The following is a 24,308-nucleotide window of genomic DNA, read 5'->3' as shown; positions in this document are numbered from 1 at the left end:
GTCAGTTGGCGGCGGGGCGGGGACGGTACGGGTACGGGTACGGGTACGGGTACGGGTACGGGTACGGGTACGGGTACGGGACGGAGCTGGGGACGGGTACGAAGATGGGGGCGGCCCCTGACAAGACCCCGCCCCCACTCCCGCACGCACCCCTACGGCGCTCCAACGGCGCCCCAACGGCACTCCTGCCGCGTCACGCCGCCGTCGCCAGCCGTTCGCGGGCCACGAACCGCACCTGCGGGTGGCCGTGGTGCCAGCCCATCGCGACCTTGAGGCCGCCCACGCGGGCCAGGACGAGCCCGATGACACCGGCAGCCGCGAGCGAGATCGCGCCGCCGGCCGCGAAGCCGACGCGGGCCCCGTACGTGTCGGTGACCCAGCCCAGGAGGGGCGCGCCGATCGGCGTGCCACCGGCGAAGACCATCATGTAGAGGCTCATGACGCGGCCGCGCATGCCCGGGTCGGTCGCCATCTGGACCGCCGAGTTCGCGGTGATGTTGACCGTGAGGCCGATCATGCCGATCGGCACGAGCAGCAGCGCGAACAGCCAGAACGTCGGCGACAGGGCCGCCGCGATCTCCAGGGCGCCGAAGACTCCGGCCGCGACGACGAGCATCCGCAGGCGGGTCGAGCCGCGCCGGGCCGCCGCGAGGGCGCCCACGAGGGAGCCGGCCGCCATGAGCGTGTTCAGGAAGCCGTACGCGCCCGGGCCGAGGTGGAAGACGTCGCCGGCGAACGCCGACAGCCAGATCGGGAAGTTGAACCCGAAGGTGCCGACGAAGCCCACGAGGACGATCGGCCAGATCAGGTCGGGGCGCCCGGCCACGTACCGCAGCCCCTCCCGGAGCTGGCCCTTGCCGCGCGGGGCGCGCTCCACCTTGTGGAGCTCGCTCGGGCGCATGAGCAGCAGGCTGACCAGCGGGGCGAGGAAGGACAGGCCGTTGAGCAGGAAGGCCCAGCCGCTGCCGACGCCGGCGATGAGGACACCGGCGACGGCGGGGCCGACGAGCCGGGCGGACTGGAAGTTCGCGGAGTTCAGCGAGACGGCGTTGCGCAGCTGCTTCGGGCCGACCATCTCGGAGACGAAGGACTGCCGGGCCGGGTTGTCGACGACCGTCACCATGCCGAGCAGGAAGGCGATCAGGTAGACGTGCCAGACCTGGACGGCTCCGGAGAGCGTGAGCGCGGCGAGCGCGAGTCCGCAGAGGCCGAGAGCGGCCTGGCTGACGAGGAGCAGCTGCCGCTTCGGGTAGCGGTCGGCGATCACACCGCCGTACAGGCCGAAGAGCAGCATCGGCAGGAACTGCAGGGCCGTCGTGATGCCGACGGCGGCGGCGGAGCCGGTGAGGCTGAGGACCAGCCAGTCCTGGGTGATGCGGGCCATCCACGTGCCGGTGTTGGAGACGATGGCTCCGGTGAAGAACAGCCGGTAGTTGCGGATGCGGAGCGAGGAGAAGGTGTCCCCGAAGAGGGGTTTCCGCCTCCGGGTTCCTCCCCGCCCCTTGGTGTCGAGGGTGGGTTTATGGACGGGTGCGGAGTCTGCTCCGTGTCCCGTACTCAATGTGCGTCGCCTCCTTGGCGCTCGGGTCAGAGGTGGGCGAGCTTCTCCAGGACGGGGGCGGCGGCGCGCAGCTTGGCCCAGTCGTCCTCGTCCAGACCCTCGGCGAGGGCGGCCAGCCAGGCGTTCCGCTTGCGGCGGGACTCGTCGAGCATGGCCTCGGCCTGCTCGGTCTGGCGGACCACCTTCTGGCGGCGGTCGTCGGGGTGAGGCTCCAGCCGGACCAGTCCCTTGGCTTCGAGCAGTGCGACGATGCGGGTCATCGACGGCGGCTGAACGTGCTCCTTGCGGGCCAGCTCGCCGGGGGTGGCGGAGCCGCAGCGGGCGAGGGTGCCGAGCACCGACATCTCGGTGGGGCTCAGCGACTCGTCGACCCGCTGGTGCTTCAGTCGTCGGCTCAGTCTCATGACGGAGGAGCGCAGCGCGTTCACGGCGGCGGCGTCGTCGGCGGTGCCGTGGGACAGGTCAGGCATGTTCGTTAGCCTAACTCATTACTCTCCCTAAAGACCAATCGGCACGCCGGAGTGCGAGAAGCGTCACGGCTCGTATCGATGTATCACCCAAATGAGTGAGTAGGATCCGGAAAGTGACGCAAAGAAGCACCGAGAGCCCCGACCCTGACGACATGGGATCGACAGTGCTCAGCCTGCGCATCGACAGTGAGCTGCTCGACCGGCTCAAGAGTCACGCCGCGAAAAGAGGAATGAGCGTCCAGGACTATGTCGTCCGGACGCTCATTCGGGAGGATTTCGACGAACGGTTCAAGACCGCCGTCGAAGAGACGGAGAAGTTCTACGGGACGCCCGAGGCGCCCCGCGAAACGGCGACCACGTGATCGCCCGACCGCTTACGTGAGGCCGAGGGCCGGCATCGCGTAGTAGAAGACGAAGACCGCCGAGACGACGTACATGGCCGCCGGGACCTCGCGGCCTCGGCCGGCCGCGAGGCGCAGGACGGTGAAGGCGATGAAGCCGATGCCGATGCCGTTCGTGATCGAGTACGTGAACGGCATCATCATCATGGCCAGGAAGGCCGGCACCGCGATGGTGTAGTCGGTCCAGTCGATGTCCTTGATCGAACCGGCCATGATCAGGAAGCCGACCGCGAGCAGCGCGGGCGTGGCGGCCTGGGACGGGACCATCGTCGCGAGCGGCGTGAGGAACAGCGCGATCGAGAAGAGGCCGCCGGTGACGACCGAGGCGAGGCCCGTGCGGGCGCCCTCGCCGACGCCGGCCGTGGACTCGACGAAGCAGGTGGTGGCGGAGGACGAGGTCGCGCCGCCGGAGGCGACGGCGAGGCCGTCGACCAGCAGGACCTTGTTGATGCCCGGGAAGTTGCCGTCCTTGTCGATCAGCTTGGCCTCGTCGCCGACGCCGAGGATCGTGCCCATCGCGTCGAAGAAGCAGGACAGCAGGACCGTGAAGACGAAGAGGACGCCGGTGAGGATGCCGACCTTCTCGAAGCCGCCGAAGATGCTGACCTCGCCGACGAGGCCGAAGTCCGGCGAGGCGACCGGGTTGCCCGGCCACTTCGGGGTGGTGAGGCCCCAGGACGGGACGGTCGCGACCGCGTCGATGACCATCGCGACGATCGTCATGGCGACGATCGAGATGAGGATCGCGCCCGGCACCTTGCGGATGATCAGCGCGAGGGTGAGCAGCGTGCCCAGGATGAAGACGAGGACCGGCCAGCCGTTCAGGTGACCGTCGCTGCCGAGCTGGAGCGGGACGGTCGTGTGCGCGGCGTCGGGGATGCGGGAGACGAAGCCCGAGTCGACGAGGCCGATCAGCATGATGAAGAGGCCGATGCCGATCGCGATGCCCTTGCGGAGGCCGACCGGGACGGCGTTCATGACGCGCTCGCGCAGGCCGGTCGCGACGAGCAGCATCACGACGATGCCGGCGAGGACGACCATGCCCATGGCGTCCGGCCAGGACATCTTGGGCGCGAGCTGGAGCGCGACGACCGTGTTGACGCCGAGGCCGGCGGCGAGGGCGATCGGGACGTTGCCGATGACGCCCATGAGGAGGGTCGTGAACGCGGCCGTCAGGACGGTCGCGGTGACGAGCTGGCCGCCGTCGAGCTGGTGCCCGTACATGTCCTTGGCGCTGCCGAGGATGATCGGGTTCAGCACGATGATGTAGGCCATCGCGAAGAAGGTGGCGAAGCCGCCACGGACCTCGCGGGCGACGGTGGAACCGCGCTCGGAGATCTTGAAGTAGCGGTCGAGGCCGGAGGTGGGAGTTCCCGGGGTTCCAGGGGTCTCCGGCTGATTGGCCTTGGCGGTGGCCGTCGAGCTCATGGGGTTTCCTCTACGGAGGTGAAGGGCTTGGCGGTTCATACGAAGGAAACCCGCCAGAGGCAAACCGTTTCAGTATGAACACATGAACGAGAGCGAGTCCATCTCCGCGCGTAGAACGTCCACCGTACGAACGAGGGTCCGCATGCGGGCGGCCTAAACTGAGCCCATGGCGAAGGCGAAGTGGACACCGAAGCACGAGGCACCCGAACCCCTCGAAGGGCCGGTCGTCGCCACGATCACCGGCGGAACGATCCTCTGGTTCGTCCTCTTCCTGGTACAGCTCCCCTTCTACGGCTGGTTCGCCGACCGCGACCTGACCTGGTGGGTCTGGACGTGCCTCGCGGGCGCGGGCCTCGGCCTGATCGGCATCTGGTACGTACGGAAGCGGGACGCGGCGATCAAGCGGCACGAGGCGGCGCGGGCGGCTGAGGGGTCCGGGGCGGCTGGGGCGGCTGGGGCGCCCGGGGCGTCCGGGGCGTCTTCCGGTACGCCGACCCCGGAGGCGTAACACCACCCGACCGGCTCCCGCCTCCTGCCGGGGTCCGGCCCCGCATGGGCCCCAGGGACGATCCCGCTCCTCCCCTGGTCGGATCTTGCCCCCGATCGACGGAGATCGGCAGGTAATCGATCGAATCCGGCCGTAACGTCGAAAGCATGACTCAGCGGGCGAAGACCGACACGGACGGCGGCGGAGCCGAGGCGGTGAGGCCGCCGGAAGCGGCCGACCGGCCGGAAATCGTCCATCGGCCGGGCGGACTGACCGCCGCCGAGGTCGCCGAGCGGATCGCGCGCGGCGAGATCAACGACGTACCGGTGCGGAGCTCGCGCTCCACCGCCGACATCGTCCGCGCCAACGTCTTCACCCGCTTCAACGCGATCATCGGCGTGCTCTGGGTGATCATGTTCTTCGTCGCGCCGATCCAGGACAGCCTCTTCGGCTTCGTGATCATCGCCAACACCGGCATCGGCATCATCCAGGAGCTCCGGGCCAAGAAGACCCTCGACGGCCTGGCCGTCATCGGCGAGGCGAAACCGACCGTCCGCCGCGAGGGCGCCGCCGCGGAGATCTCCACCTCCGAGATCGTCCTCGGCGACCTCATCGAGCTCGGCCCCGGCGACAAGGTCGTCGTCGACGGCGTCGTCGCGGAGGCGGACAGCCTGGAGATCGACGAGTCCCTCCTCACCGGCGAGGCCGACCCCGTCGTGAAGCAGCCCGGCGACCCCGTCATGTCGGGGTCGTTCGTCGTGGCGGGCGGCGGCGCGTTCACGGCCACGAAGGTCGGCCGGGAGGCGTACGCGGCCCAGCTCGCCGAGGAGGCCTCGCGCTTCACGCTCGTCCACTCGGAGCTCCGCACCGGAATCTCCACGATCCTGAAGTACGTGACGTGGATGATGATCCCCACGGCCATCGGCCTGATCATCAGCCAGCTCGTGGTCAAGGACAACGACCTCAAGAGCTCGATCGCGCGCACGGTCGGCGGCATCGTCCCGATGATCCCGGAAGGCCTCGTCCTCCTCACCTCCGTCGCCTTCGCGATCGGCGTGATCCGGCTCGGCCGCAAGCAGTGCCTCGTCCAGGAGCTGCCGGCGATCGAGGGCCTCGCCCGCGTCGACGTCGTCTGCCTCGACAAGACGGGCACGCTCACCGAGGGCGGCATGGACGTCACCGAGCTGCGGACGCTGAACGGCTCGGACGAGGAGTACGTGCGGAAGGTCCTCGGCGCCCTCGGCGAATCGGACCCGCGCCCGAACGCCTCCCTCCAGGCGATCATCGACGCCTACCCGGAGACGGTCGAGTGGCGGTGCACCGAGAGCCTCCCCTTCTCCTCGGCCCGCAAGTACAGCGGCGCGGCGTTCAGCGAGGGCGACGGCGACGACTCGACGTGGCTCCTCGGCGCCCCCGACGTCCTCCTCACCCCCGGCGACCCGACCCTCGCCGACATCGACCACCTGAACGAACAGGGCCTCCGGGTCCTCCTCCTCTCCCGTACCGTCCACGACCTCGACTCCCCCGACGTGGCGAAGGACGCGCGGCCCACCGCGCTCGTCGTCCTCGAACAGCGGCTGCGCCCCGACGCGGCCGACACCCTCGCCTATTTCGCCGACCAGAACGTGGCGACGAAGGTCATCTCGGGCGACAACGCGGTCTCGGTCGGCGCGGTCGCCGGGAAGCTCGACATGCCGGGCGCCGCGAACACCGTGGACGCCCGGACCCTCCCCACCGACACGGAGGAGATGGCGAAGGTCCTCGACGAGAACGCGGTCTTCGGCCGGGTCACGCCGCAGCAGAAGCGGGACATGGTCGCGGCGCTCCAGTCCCGCGGGCACACGGTGGCGATGACGGGCGACGGCGTGAACGACGTCCTCGCCCTCAAGGACGCGGACATCGGCGTCTCGATGGGCTCCGGCTCCGAGGCGACGCGGGCCGTGGCCCAGATCGTCCTCCTGAACAACAGCTTCGCCACCCTCCCGAGCGTGGTCGCGGAAGGCCGCCGGGTCATCGGCAACATCACCCGGGTCGCCACCCTCTTCCTCACCAAGACGGTCTACTCCGTCCTCCTCGCCGTCCTCGTGGTCTGCTCCCAGGTGGAGTACCCCTTCCTCCCCCGCCACCTCACCCTTCTCTCCACCCTCACCATCGGCGTCCCGGCCTTCTTCCTGGCCCTCGCACCGAACAAGGAGCGGGCGAAGCCGAACTTCGTCCGCAGGGTGATGCGGTACGCGATCCCCGGCGGCGTCATCGCCGGAACCGCCACCTTCACGACGTACCTCATCGCCCGCCACTACTACGTCGGCGAAGGCTCCCTGGAAGCGGAGACGAGCGCGGCGACCCTGACGCTCTTCCTGGTCTCCATGTGGGTCCTCGCGATCATCGCCCGCCCCTACACCCTGTGGCGCCTGGCCCTGGTCGCCACGATGGGCTTCGCCTTCCTCCTCGTCCTCGTCGTCCCGTGGCTCCAGGACTTCTTCGCCCTCAAGCTGGTGGGAGTGACGATGCCGTGGACGGCGGTCGCGATCGCGGCGGCGGGCGCGGTACTCCTGGAGCTCGCCTGGCGCTGGGTGACGAAGAGGTTCCCGGCGTAGGGATCCGGCGCGGGCTCTGCCCGATGCGGGTCGCCGTGAGCGTACGGACGCAAGAAGGGACGTGCCCGACCGGGAGGCGGTCGGGCACGTCCCGGTCGGGCAGGACGGGGTGTGCTACTTGGGGTCGCGGTTGAAGGCCGACTTCGACCAGAAGTAGCCGAGGAGGGTCAGGGCCACGCACCAGCCGGCCGCGAGCCAGCCGTTGTGGCCGATCTCGGTGCCGAGGAGGAGGCCTCGGAGGGTTTCGATGGCCGGGGTGAAGGGCTGGTACTCGGCGATCGGCTGGAACCAGCCCGGCATCGCGTCGATCGGCACGAACGTGCTGGAGATCAGCGGCAGGAAGATCAGCGGCATCGCGTTGTTGCTCGCCGCCTCCGCGTTCGGGCTGACCAGGCCCATGCCGACCGCGATCCAGGTCAGGGCGAGGGCGAAGAAGACCAGGAGGCCGAAGGCCGCGAGCCATTCGACGGCCGTCGCGTCCGTCGAGCGGAAGCCGATCGCGACGGCGACGCCGCCGACCAGGACCACGCTCGCCACCGACTGGAGCACGCTGCCGATGACGTGGCCGATGAGCACCGAACCCCGGTGGATCGCCATCGTCCGGAACCGGGCGATGATGCCCTCGGTCATGTCCATGGACACCGACACCGCCGTGCCGATCGTCGTCGAGCCGATCGTCATCAGGACCAGGCCCGGCACGAGGTAGGCGATGTAGTCGGCGCGGTCGCCGCCGCCCATGCCCGCGCTCATCACGTCGCCGAAGATGTAGACGAAGAGGAGCAGGAGCATGATCGGGGTGAGCAGCAGGTTCAGCGTCATCGACGGGTAGCGGCGCGCGTGCAGCAGGTTGCGGCGCAGCATGGTGGTCGAGTCGCGGAGCGCGAGGGAGACGGTGCTCATCGGACGTCCTCCTTCGAGGAGTTGAGGGAAGAGGGGGCGGTGGGGGCCGTCAGGGCGAAGAAGACGTCGTCCAGGTCCGGCGTGTGGACCGTCAGCTCGTCCGCCTCGATCTGCGCCGCGTCCAACCAGTCGAGAATCGAGCGCAGTTCGCGCTGACTGCCGTCGCTCGGGATCTGGAGCGTCAGCGCCTCGTCGTCCTTGTCGCGGATCGCCTCCCCCAGACCCGATACCGCCGTCTGGTACGTCGCCGGGTCCGAGAACCGGAGCCGTACGTGCCCGCCCGGGACGAGCCGCTTCAGCTCCTCCGCCGTCCCCTCGGCCGCGATCTTGCCGTCATTGAGGACCGCGATGCGGTCGGCCAGCTCGTCGGCCTCTTCGAGGTACTGCGTGGTGAGGAAGACCGTCACGCCGTCGGCGACCAGGCCCCGGATGATCCCCCACATGTTGTGGCGGGAGCGCGGGTCCAGGCCCGTCGTCGGCTCGTCGAGGAAGATGATCCTGGGGTTCCCCACCAGCGTCATCGCGATGTCGAGGCGGCGCTTCATGCCGCCGGAGTACGTCGACGCCGGCTTCTTCGCCGCCGCCGTGAGGTCGAACCGCTCCAGGAGTTCGGCGGCGACCCGCCGCCCCTCGCGCTTCGAGAGGTGGTGGAGGTCCGCCATGAGGAGCATGTTCTCCTCCCCCGTGATCAGCCCGTCGACGGCGGAGAACTGGCCGGTGACGCCGATCGCGGCCCGCACGGCCTGCGGTGCCCTGGCGAGGTCGTGGCCGGCGATCCGCGCCTCGCCGCCGTCGGCGGAGATGAGCGTGGACAGGATCTTCACGGCGGTGGTCTTGCCGGCCCCGTTCGGGCCGAGCAGCGCGAACACCGAACCTGCGGGGATGTTCAGGTCGATGCCGTCGAGGACGGTCTTGTCGCCGTAGGACTTGCGGAGGCCGGTGGCGGAGACCGCCGCTCCCGACGTCGCAATCTCTGATGTGGGCATGACAGAAGAAGGCATGGAGTCCTCCGTTAGAGGGCTTGGGGGAGGGAGAAGGGAGAGGGCGGGGGTGGGGTGGGGTGGGGCAGAGGTGGGGGCGAGCCCCCTTGCCTCAGTGCTTCGCGTGGCGGATGTCGATGTTTCCGTACGACGTACGCGCGACGATCTTCACGCGGCCCTCCGCCTCGCCCGGCGCGTCCGACGCCGACAGCGAGTTGCGGACCTGCCCCGAACCGGAGTTGGCGTCCAGCCACGCGGCCACACCCGGGCGGATGCCGACCTCGATCCCGCCGTGGCGGGTCTCCAACTGGATCGTCCCGTTGGCGACTTCGCCGATCCGGACCGTGCCGTGGGCCGTCTTCGCGGTGACCGAGTCCTCGGCGCGGCGGATCTCGATGTCGCCGTTCGCGCCGCTCACGCGGGCCTCGCCGGTCACGGCGTCCACGGCCGTCGTGCCGTGGGAGTTCTTGAGGACCGCCGAACCGTCGATCACGCCGATCCGCATGCTGCCCGAGCTGGTGGTGACCTCGGCGTGCCCCTCGACGCGGTCGACCGTGATCGAGCCGTGCGAGGCGGTGAGGTTCAGCGGGCCGGTGGTGTCGAAGCGGGCGTCGCCGGACGAGGTCTTCACCCGCACCTCGCCGAGCCGGCCCTCGCCGAGGACCTGGGTCCAGGCACCGTCCACCTCGACCCGCGAACCGGCGGGCAGCTCGACCGTGACGTCGACGACGCCGGTACGTCCGAACAGGCCGGACTTCGGCGTCCTGACCGCCAGAACACCACCCGAGCACGTGACCTCGGTCTGCTCGGCGGCCTTCACGTCCAGGTCCTTCTTCGGGTTGCGCGGCACCACCGTGACGACGGTGTCGACGCGGTCACCCGCCGCGAACCGGATGGAGCCGGCCTCGACGCGGGTGGTGGCGGAGATCGCTTCGGGAGTGTCGAAAGAAGGCATGGCTGTCCCGTCCTCTTGGGTCTTCAGGGCGTCCCCGCTGGTGGGACGTGGTGTGGGTGAGGTGAAGTCGAGTGGATCGGTGCGGGCTGGGGCGGGTTAGCGGACCCAGCCGGTGATGCTCTGTCCGACGGTGTGGGTCGTGTCCTGGGTACGGGGTCGGGCCCCGCCGTCCACCGCCGCCGAGACGGCCCGCACCAGCCACGCGTTGACCGACAGGCCCTCGCGGGCGGCGGCCTCCTCCGCGCGGGTCTTGAGGTGGGCCGGGAGGCGGAGGTTCACGCGGGCGGTGCCGCCCTCGTCGCCCTCGGCCGGGACCGAGGCCTTCCCGAGCTCGACGGGCGCGACCGGCTCGGCGGGGGCGCCGGCGCCGGTGGGCGGCAGCGTCACCACGAAGTCGGGGTCGAGCCCGCGAAGCCGTACGTCGACGGAACCGGGGGCGAGTTCACGGGTGATCTCGTCCGTGGCGGCGGACAGCACGTTGAGCATCGCCAGGCGGGTCGCCGACTCCAGCGGAGCGGTGAGCCTCTCGGCCAGCTCGCGAGCCGCGTCGCCGCCGGCTTCGGCGGCCACCGCGAGTTCGCGGCGGAGGGTGTCGACATACGGGGTGAGGTCCATGACGTCATCATGGCACCACGATGGCGCCACACGCAAGCGGAAGTGGCGCCACAGGGGGCTCTTTTTGGCACACACGCTGCCGACCTGCGGAAACGTCGAGAAGTTGGGGGGTGCGGGAGTGGCGCGGTGGGGGGTGGGCGCGACCTGGTGGCGGGGATTGGCACCAAATGGCACCGCATGGCGCCACCTGGCGCCAGGTGACACCACGAGGTGGCATCACGGGGGTGACGCCTGGGCCTGCGAGATGGACATCGACACAACAACCCACGAACCGCCGGTAACCCCCGACAACGAGCCCCCAAACCGGGCAAAACGTCCACGCGAACCTCAACAGCACGGGAAACGCGCGCCCAAGCACCCCACCACCCACCGGGAAAGACCAGCGGGGCCTGAAGCCCGACAACGGCAGCGGGAAACCCGCTAAGCCAAGCCCGGCCACCCCACTCCACTCCCGCGCGACCCCACCGGCCCGCCACTTCACCCACCGGGCGCAACCGCTAACCCAGCCCCACCCCACCGGCATGCCACACCGCCGACAACCCCGGACACTGCCCGAAGAGAGTCGGCGGCCCCGCCCCCGGCCGCCCTCCGAGTGGGAAAAGGCGGCCTCCGCCGCCGGGTCAAGGGTGGGCGCAGCCCATCGGCGAAGCCGACTGGCCCTTGACGCGGCGGTGGAGGCCGCCACACTCGGAAAGAGGGCGGCCGCGCCAGAAGCCCTCTGGCAACGGCCACCCTCGGAACCTCGGAGACCTCAGCGCACGTCGACGTAGTCCGCGGCCGAGAACGACGGTGCCGTCCAGTACGGCGCCGCGTACTTCCAGCGCCAGTAGCCGTCGGCCGCCGCGGTGACGGTCGTCCGGAGGTTGCCGGTCGCGTTCGAGGTCACGGTCTTCACCGTGGTGTACCCGGTGCAGGGGTACTTGCAGTACTGGAGCTGCACCCCCTGCCCCGACAGGCCCGTCCACGTGTTGGTGTTCCAGTTCGCCACCGTGAGGCGGCCGTTGACGGTGAGCGTCGCCCCCTTGCGTACCGGCTCCGGGCCGGCGTCGACGGTGAGCGCGGTCGCCCTGCGCACGCCCACGGAGGGGAAGAAGCCGCTCTCGAAGTCGCCGTCCTTGGCGTACACCTGAACGAACGCCTTCCAGTTGCGGGGGCCCGCGAGGCCGTTGTGGAGCAGGTCGCCCGCCGGGTCGAGCGTGAGTGTCCGGGAGCAGGTCTTGACCGTGCCCGTACCGGTGCAGGTGGCGCGTCCGTGCGTGGAGAAGTTGACATCGTCGCCGACCCTGTTCTCCAGGGAGATCTCGACCTCCGTGAGGGCCGAGTCCTCGGAGATGGTGGCCACGACGGTCACCTTCTTCGCCGTGGTGGTAAGGACGATGTCCTTCCCGCCGTTCACCACGACCTTCGTGATGCGCATGTTGCCGACGGTCGCGTGAGCGGTCGGGGTGGCCACCAGAGTGACGGCGGCGAGGGCCGTGACGATGCCGGTCCGGATGCGTGCGCGCAGGCGCAAGGAGTCCCCCCAAGGACGAGATCCGGCCCCCCGGCCGGATCAGAGCTGATCAACTGCGAGCGGAGTCTACGGGTCCGCTCGGCAGTCGATCAGGGAGGCCAGCCAGTCGAGCATCCGGGCGCACTCCCGGGGGTGACGGCGAGCTGGGATCAGCTGGTCGTCGGCATCGGCCGACGGTGCTCGAAGGGCGATCGCGCGTACGCGGGCGTCTGCAGCAGACCCGGCACCGCCTGCACCACGTAATCGGGCATCGCCACCGCCTTCGCCTCCTCATCGGCGAAGTTCCTGAACCGGTCCGGATGCCGCACCCCGGCCAGGGGGCGGTAGGGCTCAAACCGCCACCCTGACCGGCTAGTTCGCGCCGGAGCACGCGCCCCGCGCGTCAGTCGAACCAGCGGTCCCGTGCCAGTTCCGCCGTCCTCGACGGGTCCTCCAGGAGTGCCGCCACCTCGAAGCGGCGGGGCCACTGGCCCGCCGCCCAGGCGAGCCCGGCGGCCACGCCCTCCAGGGTGGCGGCGTGGAGGACGCCGTCGGGGGTGATGCGCCAGTCGAGTTCCGTGCCGGCCGCGCGGAGTTCGTCGTGCTCGATGTACGACGCCGGGGTCGACGGACCGAGGAGGGCGTGGACCGCGTCGGGGACCTCGTGCTCCTCGCCGACCGTCGTCACCTCCGCCTCGACCGCCTCGCTGAGGCACTGCACCTGGAACAGCTCGGCCAGGTCCGCCGCCCGGGACGGGGCGACGGGGAGCAGCGGCAGTCCGCCCGCCAGCGGGAGGAGGTCCGGGGCGTCGGCCACGAGCGCCTCCTCCGCGTCGACGACGACCAGTTCGCCGTCGACGACGGTCCGCAGCTTGCCGGGGAGGGTCACCTGCTCCGGGTCCAGGTCGGCGAGGGCCGTGTACAGGGCGTGCAGCTGCGCGGCCGTGACCTCGCGGTCCGGGTCGGCCAGGCGGGCCAGGAGTTCCGCGGCACCACCGGGCTCGTCGAGCAGCGCCGCGACCGAGGTGCGGACGCCCAGGGCCCGGAGGACCTGCTCGTCCTCGAAGCCGGTCGCGTCGGCGGAGTCGTACAGGCCGGAGAGGAGCGGGTCCGAGCCCTCGGCCCGCAGGCCCGCCGGGCGGCGGCCGTCGAGGACGGGGTGGTCGCGCAGCCACCAGGCCGTGTACGAGCGGACCGTCTCCGTCGTGCCGTCCGGCAGGAGCACCCGTACGGGCTGAGTCAGGGCGTCCCGCAGGGGCGGCTGCGCGAGGAGCGCGAGCGCCTGGGGCCAGGCGTCGTCCTCGACGAGGTCCAGGTCCCGTACGGCGACGATCTCCGTCGCCACCGGCGGCACGACCCCCATGGGGAGGTGGTCGAGGACGTCCTCGCACCACACGTCGACCGCTTCCAGGAGCCCGGCGTCGTCCGGCTCCGGGTAGTCGGCCTCGCGGGGGTCCAGGTCGTCCGGGTCGAGGACGAGGTCGGTCGTGCGGATCAGCGTGAAGTTCGCCAGGACGCCGACGGCGGCGAGGGGCTGCTCGCCCCAGCGGGACGCCAAGTCTGCGTCGAGGTAGGCGAGTTCACCCTCACGGATGACGGCGGCGAACGGGGAGTCCGGGAGGACCAGTTCACTCGCGGGAGCGAGTTCGCCGTCCTCGTCGGGGAGCGCGAGCGCGCCGAGCCACGGCTCGTCCCCCGGGGCCAGGTCCGCTTCCCGTACGAGACCGAGCACCGCCTCCGCGAGCTCCTCCGCGTCCAGGGTGTCCGCGTCCTCGTCCCAGATCTCGCCCGCGTCGAGCGAGGCCGCGACCGCCGCCCGTACCTGCGGGGTCGTCAGGACCGCGCGGGGCGTCGCCGGGAGCGCGCCGAGCTTCTCCAGGAGGGGGTGCGCGGCCTCCGGATGCGCCACCTTCAAGCCGAGTCGCGTCAACTCTGCGGGAGTGCGTTCCTCCGGAAGGAGGACCTGGCGAGGGCCGATCGTCGTGCGGATGCGACGCGGCTCGCCGTCGTCGTCGGGGTCCGAGGCCACCGCGAGCGGCACCGGGAGGCCCGTCAGACGGTCCGGGTCGACGCCGGCGAGGGAGTCGTACAGCCGCCACCACCACGTCGGGGCCCTGTCCACGCCCGCCAGGCGGTCGATCGCCTCCGTGAGGGGCACGCGGCCGACGCCGAGCGTGCGGAGCTCCGGGCGGCGCTCCAGGCCCGCCGGGAGGAGGGTCGGGAAGACCTCGGCGAGGACGCCGACCGTGTCCTTGCCCGCGCCCTCGGCGACCTCCGCCTCGATCGGACGGAGCGCCGGGAGCTCCTCGGACGGGGCGGCGGGCGCGAGGAACGCGACCCTCGGCAGCCGGTCGAGGATCGCCTCGCGGAGGATGCCGTCGACGTGCCCCTTGCCCAGCGGGCCGGGGACGAGGTCGAGGGTCGCGGTGGTCACCGGACGCCACTCGGCGAGCAGCTCGGCGTACGCGTCCGCCGCGCGCTGCACGAGGAAGTCGGTGAGCGGGCCGGGGGCCGTGTGTCGGCGGGTGGTGTCGAGCGGGAGGGAGGCGATGAGCAGGGCGGGGATGGCGAGGGGTTCGTCGGTGGGGGTGGGGGCGTGGACGACCGGGGTCGTCCGGGGGTACTTCGGGGCGCCCTCGTCGTCCACGGGAACGGCCCAGGTGACGGACCAGTGGGGGCGGAGGCGCTCCTCCACCGGGCGGTCCTTGAGGAGGGCGGGGTCGAGGGGACCGGTGTGGGTGACGGTGCGCCAGCGGTGGGTGCTCGTCGTGTCCTTGCCGGCCTCGGTCGTCCCGTCCGTGACGTGGACGTAGCCGTCGGCCTCGTGGCGGCGGAGGGTGCGGACGCCCGCCGGGGTCTCGACGACGACCTCCGCGAGGCCCGGGAGGGCCAGGAGCAGGGCGTCGTCGATGCCGTCGAGGAGACGCTCCGCCAGGTCGAGGGCGGCGGCGTCGCGGAGCGGGAGGACGACGACCGTGTCGTAGCCGTCCGGGGCCGAGCCCTCGGCGGGGAGGGGGAGGCGGAGGAGCGGGACGTGGCCGTCGCGGCGGCGGAGCTCGTCGGCGAGGCCCGGGTTGCGGGCCGCCGCGTCCGCCGCCAGCTCCCGGGCCTCGGCCAGGGACCAGCGGATGCCGCCGTGGCGGCTCAGGACGGCGGGCTCGTCGCTGACGGCGAGAACGGCGGCGAAACCGACGCCGAAGCGGCCCACGGCGCCGTGCTCCTGCTCCTGCTGGTCGCGCTTGGCGGAGGCGCGGAGCGTCGAGAGCGACTCGGCGCCGGCGGCGTCCAGGGGGGCGCCGGTGTTGGCGGCGGCGAGCACCGCCGGGCCGCCGTCCGCGTCCGCCGGGTGCAGCGTCAGGCGCAAACGGCCCGTAACGGCGGCGCGGCGGGCGGCGTCGGCGGCGTTCTGGGCGAGCTCGACGACGAGGCGGTCGCGGTAGCCGCCGAGGGCGAGGTCCTCCTCGGCGTTCGCGTCCTCGCGGAAGCGGGCGGGGGAGGCGGTCCAGGCGTCGAGGACGCCCCGCCGGAGCCGGGCGGTGCCGAAGGGGTCGGCTCCGTCGTCGGCCGTCGTCGTCGTCCGGACGCTGGCGCTCACGTCTGACTCCAGTCTGGGGTGTCGCGTTGCGTGGTGGGTGCGGCTGGGGTGCCTCCCCGGGCGAAGGTATCGCGCGGCGGGCCCGCGCCGTCGTCTGGGCACGTCGGAGTCCGGGCGGGTGGGACGGGGGCCTCGCGGAGGGGCGGCCCTGGTCCGACGGGGCGACGCCTGCGGGCTGCCGCCCGGGGAGTGCGCCCTGGCCCGCCGGGGCCGACGCCTGGGGCCTACCGCCCGAGTTGGCCCTCGCCCGCCGGGGCCGACGCCTGGGGCTTGCCGCCCGAGGTGGCCCTCGCCCGCCAGGGCCGACACCTGGGGCCTACCGCCCGAGTTGAGGTGGCGGCCCGCCGGGCGGTGACCACGGGCTCCGGGCCAGGCTCCAGCGCCGCGCAGCCGAGCGGCGTCATTGGGCTGCTGCCCCGGTTGTGGCGGTGCCCCTCCGGGCGGTGGCAACGGGCTGCCGCCCTTCGTTGTGGGCAGGCGTTCCGCACGGCCGGGGCCCCCTGCTCGAAGAGCTCGGGGGCGGGTGGGCACAACCCATCACGGCGCCGCGCTCGGGGTGCGGGTCCAGGCGCGGAAGCCTGGGCCCGGCAGGGGGCGCCGTCCCGTGTGCCCACCCGTCCCGCCCTGCGGGACGACTGCCCACACGGAGGTGGCACCGGGCCCCGCCCGGTTGCGGGCACCGCCCGGATTGCGGGCGCCGCCCGGCGAGGGGCACCGCCCAGCGGGGCGGCCGTACGGCCCGGGGCGCGGACCGTCGGCCCAGGGGCCGGACCACCCGCCCAGAGGACGAACCGACGGCCCAAGGCCAGACCACCAGCCCAGAGGACGAACCGACGGCCCAGAGCACGAACCGACGGCCCAAGGCCAGACCACCAGCCCAGAGGACGAACCGACGGCCCAGAGCACGAACCGACGGCCCAAGGCCAGACCACCGGCCCGGCGGACAGGCCACCGGCCCAGGGGTCAGACCACCGGCCCGGCGGACAGGCCAGTGGCCCAGGGGGCGGAAGGAGCCCCAGGGGCTACCGGTGGCCCAGGGGGCGGAAGCCGCCGCAGGGGTTACGAGTGGCCGAGGTCCTCGACCGTCTCGTCGGGTTCCGTGGTGGAGCCGGAGTCCTTGGCCGGGCGGAGGGGGAAGGCGTCCGTGGCCATGGAGTCCAGGACCGGCGGCGCCGGCCTCGGGGGCTTCGGCATGACGGCCGCTTCCGAGTGGCCGCCGCAGCCGTACGCGAGGGAGACGACCCGGCCGTCCGCCGGGGCGAACTCGTTCGCGCAGACGCCGAACGCCTGCTTCAGGGAGCCCGCGAGCGGCACCAGGAAGGCGCAGGACTCGCAGGAGGCCGGTGCCGCCTGCGCCATCGGCGTCTTCGCGCCGAACGCCTCGTCCCAGCGGTCCGCCGCGACGTGGAGCCCGTACCGCGAGAGGACGCGCGCCCGGCGCATGCCCAGTTCCTCCGCGACGGAGGCGATCGCGGTCCGCGACGGCGTGCGGGTGACGACCTCCGCGTCCTCCGCGTCGAGGTGGTCGGCCATCTCCTCGGAGACGACGGAGTTCGGCGGCGGCGTGTCCTCGCCCGTGTAGCCGGGCTCCAGGCGCGGGTCGTCCTGCTCGGTGGGCAGGAGGTCGCCGGGGCCCATGTCGCCGGGGCGCAGGCGCTCGCTCCACGGCACCCACTCCGGGGCGAGCAGCGCGTCCGCGCCGGGCAGCAGGACGGTTTCGTCAAGCGTGACGTTCTTGGCGCGCGACGCGCGCGTCACCGTCACGGCCCAGCGCCAGCCGCGGTAGCCGGGCTCCTTGGACTCGAAGAAGTGCGTGACGACCCGGTCGCCTTCCGCGACGACCTCGACGTGCGCGCCCACGATCCCTGGCGCGGCCGCCTCCTCGGCGGCCTCCCGCGCGAGGTCTACGGCCTCGACGCACAGGCGGTCGGGGGTACGCGTGGCTCGCGGGGTACGCGGGGCACCGCTTCGCGTCGTCGCAGTACTCACAGGTCTCGCTTCTCTCCTACGCCGTCTCTCGGGTGCGCCGGCCGAGGGGCGAAAGCGAAGCCACGGGCGGCGGGCGGAGCGGACCAGGGGGCCGCATCGACGTCCGCGCCCGACTTTGTCTCGCGTGTCTCGGGCACACCTAACGCCATCCATTCTGCGGGATGCCGAAGAGGCGCGCGGCCGAGAACTTCCGCCGGTGACGCGCTACGCACGCTACCCCGTTCCCGGGCCTCCGCCCACCTGCCCGTCCCAAGTGGACCGGATCCCGGAATCCCCGGTCCCGCCTCCCGGACGGCCGGGAGGGCCTCAACACGCAGGTCCCACAGCGTCGGTGGGCCTTTTCGCGGGCGCGCCGCACGCGTCCCGGGCGTCCTTCACGACACCCCAGCTCCGCCCGGTCGCGTTCGTCCCGCCGCCCCGTGGGGCACTATGACGGAGTGGCAGCCGCACGGTCCCCCGCGCGATCACACGATCATGCCGGGCCGCTCAGCCGAGCGGGCCGGTCGGTCGGTCGTGCCCTGCACCTGCCCTTCACCGGGACCGCGCGCGGCATCCGCAAGGCCACGCACGCGCACGGCGCCGGGGAGTCCGGGCTCGGCAAGCTGATCGAGCTGCACGCCGTGAACGGCGCCGGGGACGTCATGATCACCGTCGCCCTGGCCTCCACCGTCTTCTTCTCCGTCCCCACCGACGAGGCCCGTGGGCGCGTCGCGCTCTACCTCGCCATCACGATGGCCCCCTTCGCCCTCCTCGCCCCGGTGATCGGTCCGCTCCTCGACCGCATCCCGCACGGCCGCCGCGCCGCCATGGCCGGCGCCATGCTCACCCGGGCCGTCCTCGCGATCATGATGTCGGGGGCGGTGGCCACGGGCGGCCTCGAGCTGTATCCGGCCGCGCTGGGGGTGCTGGTGGCCTCGAAGGCGTACGGGGTGGTGCGGAGCGCCGTCGTGCCCCGGCTGCTCCCACCGGGTTTCTCGCTGGTCAAAGCCAACTCGCGGGTCACCCTGGCGGGGCTCCTCGCCACCGGCATCGCCGCGCCCGCCGGCGCCGGGCTCCAGCTCATCGGGCCGTCCTGGCCGCTCTACGGCGCCTGCGTGCTCTTCGTCCTCGGCGCGTTCTGGGCCTTCCGCATGCCGCACAAGGTCGACTCGGCCAAGGGCGAGCGGCGCGCGCACCTGCTGACGCACGGGGAGAAGAAGCCGAGCCTGCGGACCGTCGGGCCGTCGGTGCTGCACGGCCTGGAGGCCAACGCCGCGCAGCGCATGCTCTCCGGTTTCCTGATCTTCTTCCTCGCCTTCCTCCTCCGCGAGCACCCACTCTCCGGTCAGAGCGCCGCCGTCTCCCTCGGCATGGTCGCCGTCGCCGCCGGGGTCGGGAACGCCTGCGGCACGGCCGTCGGCTCCCTCCTCCGCGAGCGGGGACAGGCGCCCGAGGTGATCATCGCCACCATGATCAGCGTCGTCTGCGGCACGGCGGTCTGCGCCGCGGTCTTCTTCGGCGGCTTCATGGTGGCCGTCCTCGGCGCCGTCGCGGGCCTCACCCAGGCCCTCTCCAAGCTCTCCCTCGACGCCCTCATCCAGCGGGACGTCCCCGAGTCCGTCCGCACCTCCGCCTTCGCCCGCTCCGAGACCGCCCTCCAGATGGCCTGGGTCATCGGCGGCGGCATCGGGATCTCGCTGCCGCTGAACGGCACCCTCGGCATGGCCGTCGCCGCCGGGATCCTGGCGCTCGGGGCCCTCCTCGCCGTACGGGGGCTTCTCGCCGCCTCCCGACGCCAGCCCCGCGACGACTCGCGGCCGCGCGCCGCCCGGTGACGGCGGTCGGGGCGGGCGCGCGGTCGGGCGGGCGCGCGGTCGGGCGGGCGCGCGGTCGGGGCGCGACGAGGGCGGCCGGAGGCCCGTAACCCGTACGTATGGGTGTTTACGGGGCTTACCGGGGCCGTCCGCAGGTCGCAGCGGGGTCACCGGGCGCGGCACGCCGTACCCCCGCGTGGCGCGGGCGCGGCGGCCCGATAGCCTTCGGCTCATGACCGTTGCGTTCTTCTCCGGCTCGCGCCGCCGGGCCGCCGTCGCCCTCGGGGCCGTCTCCGCCGGGCTCCTCGTTCTCTCCGCCTGCGACAAGCCGACGCCGATCGCGACCGTGACGGTCGGGACCGACTCGATCCACTCCGAGGCCGCCTGCTACAACGACGGCAAGGCGATCAAGGAATCGCAGATCCAGCAGTGCCTGAACAAGAAGGCCGAGAAGTCCATCACCGTGGCGATGGACGACAAGATCCGCTTCGGGGTCGACCCCGACATCGCGGACAACGGCTGGACGATCTTCCTCGGCGGCCAGCAGGCCGAGCCCGAGCCGTACAAGAAGACGTACCGGACCATCCCGGCCAGCGCCTTCTTCTCCAGCCAGTCCGGCGAGGCCACCAACGAGACCCAGGTGACCATCGTCGAGAACACCGGCAAGCAGCTCACCGGCATCTGGCACTTCAAGCTCAAGAAGGAATCCTGAACCACAGGGTTCTGATCGTGACGGCCGTGGCGGCGGAGGCTGACTCCGTCGCCGCCGGCCTCACTTCCGACACCTCGGGCGATCCCGAGGCGGTCTCCCTTCCCGGCGGGCTCTCCCTGCGCCGCCACACCCGTGACGGCCTCCGCGTCGACGTGCTCGTCGGCGGGGTCGGGCCCGCGGCCGTCGCCGCCGCCACCGGGACCGCGCTCGCCGTCGCCTCGCTCGAAGGCGCCGGCGAAGACCCCGGCAAAGGCCCCGGCGAAAGCACCGGCTACGAGCTCCTCGTCTCCGCCGGGATCGCCGGCGGCTTCGCCCCGCACGCCCCCCTCGGCTCCCTCGTCGTCTCCACGGCGATCGTCGCCGCCGACCTCGGCGCCCAGACCCCCGACGGGTACCTGTCCGTCGACGCGCTCGGCTTCGGCCGCTCCGCCCACCCCGTGCCCGAGGCGCTCACCGGCCCCCTCGCCGCCGCCCTCGCCGCCGCCGGGCTGCCGCACGCCCTCGCGCCCGTCCTCACCGTCTCCACCGTCACCGGCACCGCCGCCCGCGCCGCCGAGCTCGCCGGACGCCACCCGGATGCCGCCGCCGAGGCCATGGAGGGCTTCGGCGTCGCCGAGGCCGCCGCCGCGTACGGCGTCCCCGTGGTCGAGGTCCGCGCCGTCTCGAACGCCGTCGGGCCGCGCGACCGGGCCGCCTGGCGCATCGGCGACGCCCTGGACGCGCTGCGGCGCGCCTTCGCGTCGTTCGCGTCCTCCCGGTCGTTCGCGTCCTCCGGATCGGTCGCGTCCTCCGGATCGGTCGCGTCGGTCGAGCCGGCCGACCGGACCGTCGTTCTCGTCGAGGAGTCCTCGTGACCAAGCTGAAGATCGCCTACTCGCCCTGCCCGAACGACACCTTCGTCTTCGACGCCTGGGCCCACGGCCGCGTCCCCGGCGCCCCGCGCCTCGACGTCACCTTCGCCGACATCGACATCACCAACGGCTGGGCCGAGGGCGGCACCGACGACCACGACGTCCTCAAGGTGTCGTACGCCGTCCTGCCCTGGATCCTCGACGAGTACGCGCTCCTCCCCTGCGGCGGCGCCCTCGGCCGGGGCTGCGGGCCGCTCGTCCTCACCCGGGAGGCCGGTTCCGGGGCGGACCTCGCCGGGAAGACCGTCGCCGTACCGAGCGAGCGCTCGACCGCGTACCTGCTCTTCCGGCTCTGGGCGGCCGAGACCGTGCCCGGCGGCGTCGGGAACGTCGTCGTCATGCCGTTCCACGAGATCATGCCCGCCGTCCGCGACGGCAAGGTCGACGCCGGGCTCGTCATCCACGAGGCCCGGTTCACCTACAAGGGGTACGGGCTCCACTGCCTCGCCGACATGGGAGAGCACTGGGAGGCCACCACGGGGCTCCCGATCCCGCTCGGCGCGATCGTCGCCCGCCGGTCCCTCGGCGAGGAGGCCCTGCGGCTGCTCGCCGACTCGGCCCGCGCCTCGGTGCGGATGGCCTGGGACGACCCGGAGGCCTCGCGGCCGTACGTCCTGGAGCACGCCCAGGAGATGGACCCGAAGGTCGCCGACCAGCACATCGGCCTGTACGTGAACGAGTTCACCGCCGACCTCGGCGAGCACGGCTACGCGGCCGTCCGCGGGCTCCTCACGCGCGCGGCGGCCGAGGGACTCGTACCGCCCCTCGGCCCGGACGCGCTGGCCTTCCCGTAACCGGCCCTTTCGGACGTCGGCTCCTCCACGTCCAGCCGGTCCGCGGTCACGTCCAGCCGGTCCGCGGTCACGTCCAGCCGGTCCGCGGTCACACGTCCAGCCGGTCCGCGGTCACACGTCCAGCTGGTCCGCGACCGCCCGCAGCAGGCCCGCGATCTTCTTGCCCGCGGCCTTCTCCGGGTACCGGCCGCGCTCGAGCGCCGGCGTGATGTTCTCCAGGAGCGTCGTCAGGTCCTGGACGATCGACGCCAGCTCGTCGGGCTTGCGGCGCTGGGCCGCCGCCACGGACGGGGTCGGGTCGAGGACCGTGACCGAGAGCGCCTGGTCACCGCGCTGACCCGCGACGACACCGAACTCCACCCGCTGGCCGGGCTTCAGCGCCTCGACTCCGTCGGGGAGCACCGAGGAGTGCACGAAGACGTCGCCGCCGTCGTCGCGGGAGAGAAAGCCGAAGCCCTTCTCGGGGTTGAACCATTTGACCTTGCCGGTAGGCACGTCTGTCCTCGTCCTCGTGATCGTCGCTGGGGTGGGCACCCGTCACTGGGTGTGCAGCAGAAGGCTAGTGGTACGGGGAGGACGGAGAAGACGTCCCCGGAGTGGTTCCTCAGACCTGGGAACTACCCTGGCCGAATGCGTAACGAAACCCCCGCCGCACCCGACGACGACAGCGCGCCCGGCGACGGCCTCGTCAAGGCCGGTGTCGTGATCTTCGGCATCGGGGCCGTGGCGACGCTGGTCACCGTGGCTCCGCTGTTCCTCGGCACGGACCCGTTCCCCACCGTCGCGTACACCGTCTCCATGCTCATGGGCGTCGGCTTCGCCGTCGCCGCCGCCGGTGTCCTGCGGTCGATCGCCGCCCAGCGGCGTCAGGCCCGCAGGGCTTCGGCCACTCAGCTTCCGGCGCGGTAGCCCGCCAGCCAGGCGCGGAAGTCCGTCAGGTCCGCGAGGACCACGTCCGCCCCGGCCTCGCTGAGCTCCTCGGGGGCGCACGGGCCGGTCGCCACGGCCACCGAGAGGGCCCCGGCGGTGGCGGCGCCGCGGACGTCGCCGACGTGGTCGCCGACGTACACCTGGGCGCCCTCGGCGCGCAGCGCCCGCGCCTTGCCCTCGGCCCACAGCTCTCCGAAGACGGCGTCGGCGGGGATGCCGAGGTGCTTGAGGTGGAGCTCCGCGTGCGAACCCTTCTTCGCGGTGACGACGATCGTCCGGCCGCCGGCCTCCCGCACCGCCTCGATCGCGTCCACCGCGCCCGGCATGGGGAGCGAGGGCTCGATCGCGTACAGCGGGTACAGCGCGCGGTAGCGGACGACCATCTCCGGGACCCGCTCCGCCGGGAACCAGTGCGCCATCTCCCGTTCGAGCGGCGGCCCCAGGCGGGAGACGACGAGGTCGGTGTCGATGTCGACGCCGGTCTCGGTGGCGAAGACCTGCCAGGCGGCCTTGATGCCCGGCCGGGTGTCGAGGAGGGTCAGGTCGAGGTCGAAGCCGACGGTGAAGGGCGGCTGGGGAGTCTCCGGGGTCGTCATGCGGACATTCTCCGGGACCCTGGGCCCCGTCCGGACGCATCTGCGTGCTGCATACACTGAGGCCAGCCTTACCAAACCTCCCCCTGGGGCCTCATGTCAGCCGCTTTCCGCTCCCGACGCGTTCTCGCGACCTCGGCGGCCGTCGTCGCCCTGCTCGTCGCCGTCCTCCTCAGCCTCACCGTCGGCGCCCGCGCCATCGCACCCTCGACCGTCTTCGACGCGCTGCTCCACGGCGGCACCAGCGACGACGCCCAGGTCGTACGGGAGCTCCGCGTCCCGCGCACCGTCGTCGGGCTGATGGTCGGCGCCGCGCTCGCCCTCGCCGGGACCGCCCTCCAGGGCATCACCCGGAACCCGATCGCCGACCCCGGCATCCTCGGCATCAGCCAGGGCTCGTCCGTGGCCGTCGTCCTCGCCATCGCGTTCCTCGGCGTGCACGACCTCGGCGGGTACGTGTGGTTCGCCTTCCTCGGCGCCGCCCTCGCCTCCGTCGCCGTCTACGCCATCGCCTCCGGCGGGCGCGGCGGCGCGACGCCCGTGAAACTGGCGCTCGGCGGGGCCGCGATCAACGCGCTCCTGCTCTCCGTCACCACCGGGATCCTCACGACGAAGGCGTCCGCGCTCGACGAGTTCCGGTTCTGGCAGATCGGCTCCCTCGACGGCCGGGACGCCGAGATCATCGGCCAGATCTGGCCCTTCCTCCTCCTCGGCCTCGTCCTCGTCGTCTCCGTCGCGCGCGGCCTCGACGCGCTCGCGCTCGGCGAGGACGTCGCCAAGGGGCTCGGGCAGCGCGTCGCGACCGTCCGGATCGTCGCCGGGCTCGGCGCGACCGTCCTCACCGGCGTGGCCGTCGCCGCCGCCGGGCCCGTCGCCTTCGTCGGCCTCGCCGTCCCGCACATCGCACGGGCCGTCGTCGGCTCCGACCACCGGTGGGTGCTGCCCATGGCGATGCTCGTCGGACCCGTCATGCTGCTCGTCGCGGACGTCGCCGGACGGATCGTGTTCCCGCCGGGCGAGGTGCCGGCCGGGGTGATGACGGCGCTGATCGGGGTGCCGTTCCTGGTGACGCTGGTGCGGCGGAAGGCGGTGCCGGCGTGAGGGG

At 72.4% G+C, this 24,308-nt stretch carries 22 protein-coding genes; 9 read left to right on the top strand and 13 right to left on the bottom strand.

Annotated features, from left to right (window positions below):
- Nucleotides 1–193: 193 nt before the first annotated feature.
- Both AB0G79_RS03950 and AB0G79_RS03945 read right to left on the bottom strand, forming a co-directional pair.
- On the bottom strand, nucleotides 194–1,561 hold the full coding sequence (locus tag AB0G79_RS03950) for an MFS transporter (RefSeq protein WP_360799704.1): 1,368 nt from the start codon (nucleotides 1,559–1,561) through the stop codon (nucleotides 194–196).
- 26 nt (nucleotides 1,562–1,587) lie between these two features.
- Nucleotides 1,588–2,031, bottom strand: a complete 444-nt coding sequence (locus AB0G79_RS03945; RefSeq protein WP_360799701.1) for a MarR family transcriptional regulator — start codon at nucleotides 2,029–2,031, stop codon at nucleotides 1,588–1,590.
- A 152-nt stretch (nucleotides 2,032–2,183) separates the two neighbouring features.
- Between AB0G79_RS03945 and AB0G79_RS03940 the strand changes: the two genes are divergently transcribed.
- Nucleotides 2,184–2,393: a ribbon-helix-helix protein, CopG family gene (locus tag AB0G79_RS03940; protein ID WP_360799698.1), complete on the top strand. Its 210-nt coding sequence runs from the start codon at nucleotides 2,184–2,186 to the stop codon at nucleotides 2,391–2,393.
- 12 nt (nucleotides 2,394–2,405) lie between these two features.
- On the opposite strand, the gene AB0G79_RS03935 is transcribed toward AB0G79_RS03940, so the two are convergent.
- On the bottom strand, nucleotides 2,406–3,860 hold the full coding sequence (locus AB0G79_RS03935) for an NCS2 family permease (RefSeq protein ID WP_360799695.1): 1,455 nt from the start codon (nucleotides 3,858–3,860) through the stop codon (nucleotides 2,406–2,408).
- 166 nt (nucleotides 3,861–4,026) lie between these two features.
- Between AB0G79_RS03935 and AB0G79_RS03930 the strand changes: the two genes are divergently transcribed.
- Both AB0G79_RS03930 and AB0G79_RS03925 read left to right on the top strand, forming a co-directional pair.
- On the top strand, nucleotides 4,027–4,368 hold the full coding sequence (locus AB0G79_RS03930) for a DUF2530 domain-containing protein (RefSeq protein ID WP_360799692.1): 342 nt from the start codon (nucleotides 4,027–4,029) through the stop codon (nucleotides 4,366–4,368).
- 146 nt (nucleotides 4,369–4,514) lie between these two features.
- A complete protein-coding gene (locus tag AB0G79_RS03925) occupies nucleotides 4,515–6,944 on the top strand; it encodes an HAD-IC family P-type ATPase (RefSeq protein WP_360799689.1) in 2,430 nt (809 codons plus the stop codon).
- A gap of 114 nt (nucleotides 6,945–7,058) precedes the next feature.
- Here AB0G79_RS03925 and AB0G79_RS03920 read toward each other — a convergent pair whose 3' ends face one another.
- The 8 genes from AB0G79_RS03920 to AB0G79_RS03885 form a co-directional block, all read right to left on the bottom strand.
- On the bottom strand, nucleotides 7,059–7,844 hold the full coding sequence (locus AB0G79_RS03920; protein ID WP_360799686.1) for an ABC transporter permease: 786 nt from the start codon (nucleotides 7,842–7,844) through the stop codon (nucleotides 7,059–7,061).
- Nucleotides 7,841–8,845, bottom strand: coding sequence for an ATP-binding cassette domain-containing protein (locus AB0G79_RS03915; RefSeq protein ID WP_360799683.1), 1,005 nt, complete (start codon nucleotides 8,843–8,845; stop codon nucleotides 7,841–7,843). Before AB0G79_RS03915 ends, AB0G79_RS03920 begins: the two co-directional genes overlap by 4 nt.
- Nucleotides 8,846–8,936: 91 nt before the next feature.
- Nucleotides 8,937–9,779 (bottom strand): DUF4097 family beta strand repeat-containing protein, encoded by an 843-nt coding sequence (locus tag AB0G79_RS03910; RefSeq protein ID WP_360799680.1) that lies wholly within the window; start codon nucleotides 9,777–9,779, stop codon nucleotides 8,937–8,939.
- A gap of 96 nt (nucleotides 9,780–9,875) precedes the next feature.
- Nucleotides 9,876–10,394, bottom strand: a complete 519-nt coding sequence (locus AB0G79_RS03905) for a toxin-antitoxin system HicB family antitoxin (RefSeq protein WP_360799677.1) — start codon at nucleotides 10,392–10,394, stop codon at nucleotides 9,876–9,878.
- Nucleotides 10,395–11,145: 751 nt separating this feature from the next.
- Nucleotides 11,146–11,907, bottom strand: a complete 762-nt coding sequence (locus tag AB0G79_RS03900; RefSeq protein WP_360799674.1) for a calcium-binding protein — start codon at nucleotides 11,905–11,907, stop codon at nucleotides 11,146–11,148.
- Between the two features lie 149 nt (nucleotides 11,908–12,056).
- Nucleotides 12,057–12,215 (bottom strand): Scr1 family TA system antitoxin-like transcriptional regulator, encoded by a 159-nt coding sequence (locus AB0G79_RS03895; RefSeq protein WP_360799671.1) that lies wholly within the window; start codon nucleotides 12,213–12,215, stop codon nucleotides 12,057–12,059.
- 74 nt (nucleotides 12,216–12,289) lie between these two features.
- Nucleotides 12,290–15,481: a molecular chaperone Hsp90 gene (locus tag AB0G79_RS03890; protein ID WP_360799668.1), complete on the bottom strand. Its 3,192-nt coding sequence runs from the start codon at nucleotides 15,479–15,481 to the stop codon at nucleotides 12,290–12,292.
- 1,059 nt (nucleotides 15,482–16,540) lie between these two features.
- Nucleotides 16,541–17,470 (bottom strand): DUF3027 domain-containing protein, encoded by a 930-nt coding sequence (locus AB0G79_RS03885; protein WP_360799665.1) that lies wholly within the window; start codon nucleotides 17,468–17,470, stop codon nucleotides 16,541–16,543.
- A 437-nt stretch (nucleotides 17,471–17,907) separates the two neighbouring features.
- Here AB0G79_RS03885 and AB0G79_RS03880 point away from each other — a divergent pair, with 437 nt between their 5' ends.
- From AB0G79_RS03880 to AB0G79_RS03865, 4 genes are all read left to right on the top strand, one after another.
- A complete protein-coding gene (locus AB0G79_RS03880) occupies nucleotides 17,908–19,284 on the top strand; it encodes an MFS transporter (RefSeq protein WP_360799662.1) in 1,377 nt (458 codons plus the stop codon).
- 211 nt (nucleotides 19,285–19,495) lie between these two features.
- Nucleotides 19,496–19,975 carry a DUF2771 domain-containing protein gene (locus AB0G79_RS03875; protein WP_360799659.1) on the top strand — a complete coding sequence of 160 codons (480 nt, stop codon included), beginning with the start codon at nucleotides 19,496–19,498 and terminating at the stop codon, nucleotides 19,973–19,975.
- Nucleotides 19,972–20,829, top strand: a complete 858-nt coding sequence (locus AB0G79_RS03870; RefSeq protein WP_360800571.1) for a futalosine hydrolase — start codon at nucleotides 19,972–19,974, stop codon at nucleotides 20,827–20,829. Before AB0G79_RS03875 ends, AB0G79_RS03870 begins: the two co-directional genes overlap by 4 nt.
- Entirely contained in the window at nucleotides 20,826–21,680 is an 855-nt protein-coding gene (locus AB0G79_RS03865; RefSeq protein WP_360799656.1) for a 1,4-dihydroxy-6-naphthoate synthase, read from the top strand. The genes AB0G79_RS03870 and AB0G79_RS03865 overlap by 4 nt, the downstream gene beginning before the upstream one ends.
- A 111-nt stretch (nucleotides 21,681–21,791) precedes the next feature.
- Here the strand turns inward: AB0G79_RS03865 and AB0G79_RS03860 are convergent, their stop codons facing one another.
- The gene (locus AB0G79_RS03860) at nucleotides 21,792–22,175 is read right to left on the bottom strand and encodes a cold-shock protein (protein ID WP_360799653.1); all 384 of its coding nucleotides are present in this window, start codon (nucleotides 22,173–22,175) and stop codon (nucleotides 21,792–21,794) included.
- A 135-nt stretch (nucleotides 22,176–22,310) separates the two neighbouring features.
- Here AB0G79_RS03860 and AB0G79_RS03855 point away from each other — a divergent pair, with 135 nt between their 5' ends.
- Nucleotides 22,311–22,589, top strand: a complete 279-nt coding sequence (locus tag AB0G79_RS03855) for a hypothetical protein (RefSeq protein WP_360799650.1) — start codon at nucleotides 22,311–22,313, stop codon at nucleotides 22,587–22,589.
- Here AB0G79_RS03855 and AB0G79_RS03850 read toward each other — a convergent pair.
- A complete protein-coding gene (locus AB0G79_RS03850; protein ID WP_360799647.1) occupies nucleotides 22,571–23,206 on the bottom strand; it encodes an HAD family hydrolase in 636 nt (211 codons plus the stop codon). The two genes, AB0G79_RS03855 and AB0G79_RS03850, sit on opposite strands and share 19 nt — an antisense overlap.
- 93 nt (nucleotides 23,207–23,299) lie before the next feature.
- Here AB0G79_RS03850 and AB0G79_RS03845 point away from each other — a divergent pair, with 93 nt between their 5' ends.
- Entirely contained in the window at nucleotides 23,300–24,304 is a 1,005-nt protein-coding gene (locus AB0G79_RS03845; protein ID WP_360799644.1) for an iron ABC transporter permease, read from the top strand.
- Nucleotides 24,305–24,308: the final 4 nt, after the last annotated feature.

It is taken from the genome of Streptomyces sp. NPDC020807, assembly GCF_040641575.1.
In the GTDB taxonomy this organism is placed as follows: Bacteria; Actinomycetota; Actinomycetes; order Streptomycetales; family Streptomycetaceae; genus Streptomyces.
The sequence above is the reverse complement of the archived record's forward strand: the minus strand, read 5'-3'. Positions and strand labels throughout refer to the sequence as shown.

Bases quoted from the DNA above. Each gene is read 5' to 3' on its own strand.
- AB0G79_RS03945 (WP_360799701.1), bottom strand. From the start codon at position 2,031: ATGCCTGACCTGTCCCACGGCACCGCCGACGACGCCGCCGCCGTGAAC.
- AB0G79_RS03940 (WP_360799698.1), top strand. From the start codon at position 2,184: ATGGGATCGACAGTGCTCAGCCTGCGCATCGACAGTGAGCTGCTCGAC.
- AB0G79_RS03935 (WP_360799695.1), bottom strand. From the start codon at position 3,860: ATGAGCTCGACGGCCACCGCCAAGGCCAATCAGCCGGAGACCCCTGGA.
- AB0G79_RS03930 (WP_360799692.1), top strand. From the start codon at position 4,027: ATGGCGAAGGCGAAGTGGACACCGAAGCACGAGGCACCCGAACCCCTC.
- AB0G79_RS03925 (WP_360799689.1), top strand. From the start codon at position 4,515: ATGACTCAGCGGGCGAAGACCGACACGGACGGCGGCGGAGCCGAGGCG.
- AB0G79_RS03920 (WP_360799686.1), bottom strand. From the start codon at position 7,844: ATGAGCACCGTCTCCCTCGCGCTCCGCGACTCGACCACCATGCTGCGC.
- AB0G79_RS03915 (WP_360799683.1), bottom strand. From the start codon at position 8,845: ATGCCTTCTTCTGTCATGCCCACATCAGAGATTGCGACGTCGGGAGCG.
- AB0G79_RS03910 (WP_360799680.1), bottom strand. From the start codon at position 9,779: ATGCCTTCTTTCGACACTCCCGAAGCGATCTCCGCCACCACCCGCGTC.
- AB0G79_RS03905 (WP_360799677.1), bottom strand. From the start codon at position 10,394: ATGGACCTCACCCCGTATGTCGACACCCTCCGCCGCGAACTCGCGGTG.
- AB0G79_RS03875 (WP_360799659.1), top strand. From the start codon at position 19,496: ATGACCGTTGCGTTCTTCTCCGGCTCGCGCCGCCGGGCCGCCGTCGCC.
- AB0G79_RS03855 (WP_360799650.1), top strand. From the start codon at position 22,311: ATGCGTAACGAAACCCCCGCCGCACCCGACGACGACAGCGCGCCCGGC.
- AB0G79_RS03850 (WP_360799647.1), bottom strand. From the start codon at position 23,206: ATGACGACCCCGGAGACTCCCCAGCCGCCCTTCACCGTCGGCTTCGAC.
- AB0G79_RS03845 (WP_360799644.1), top strand. From the start codon at position 23,300: ATGTCAGCCGCTTTCCGCTCCCGACGCGTTCTCGCGACCTCGGCGGCC.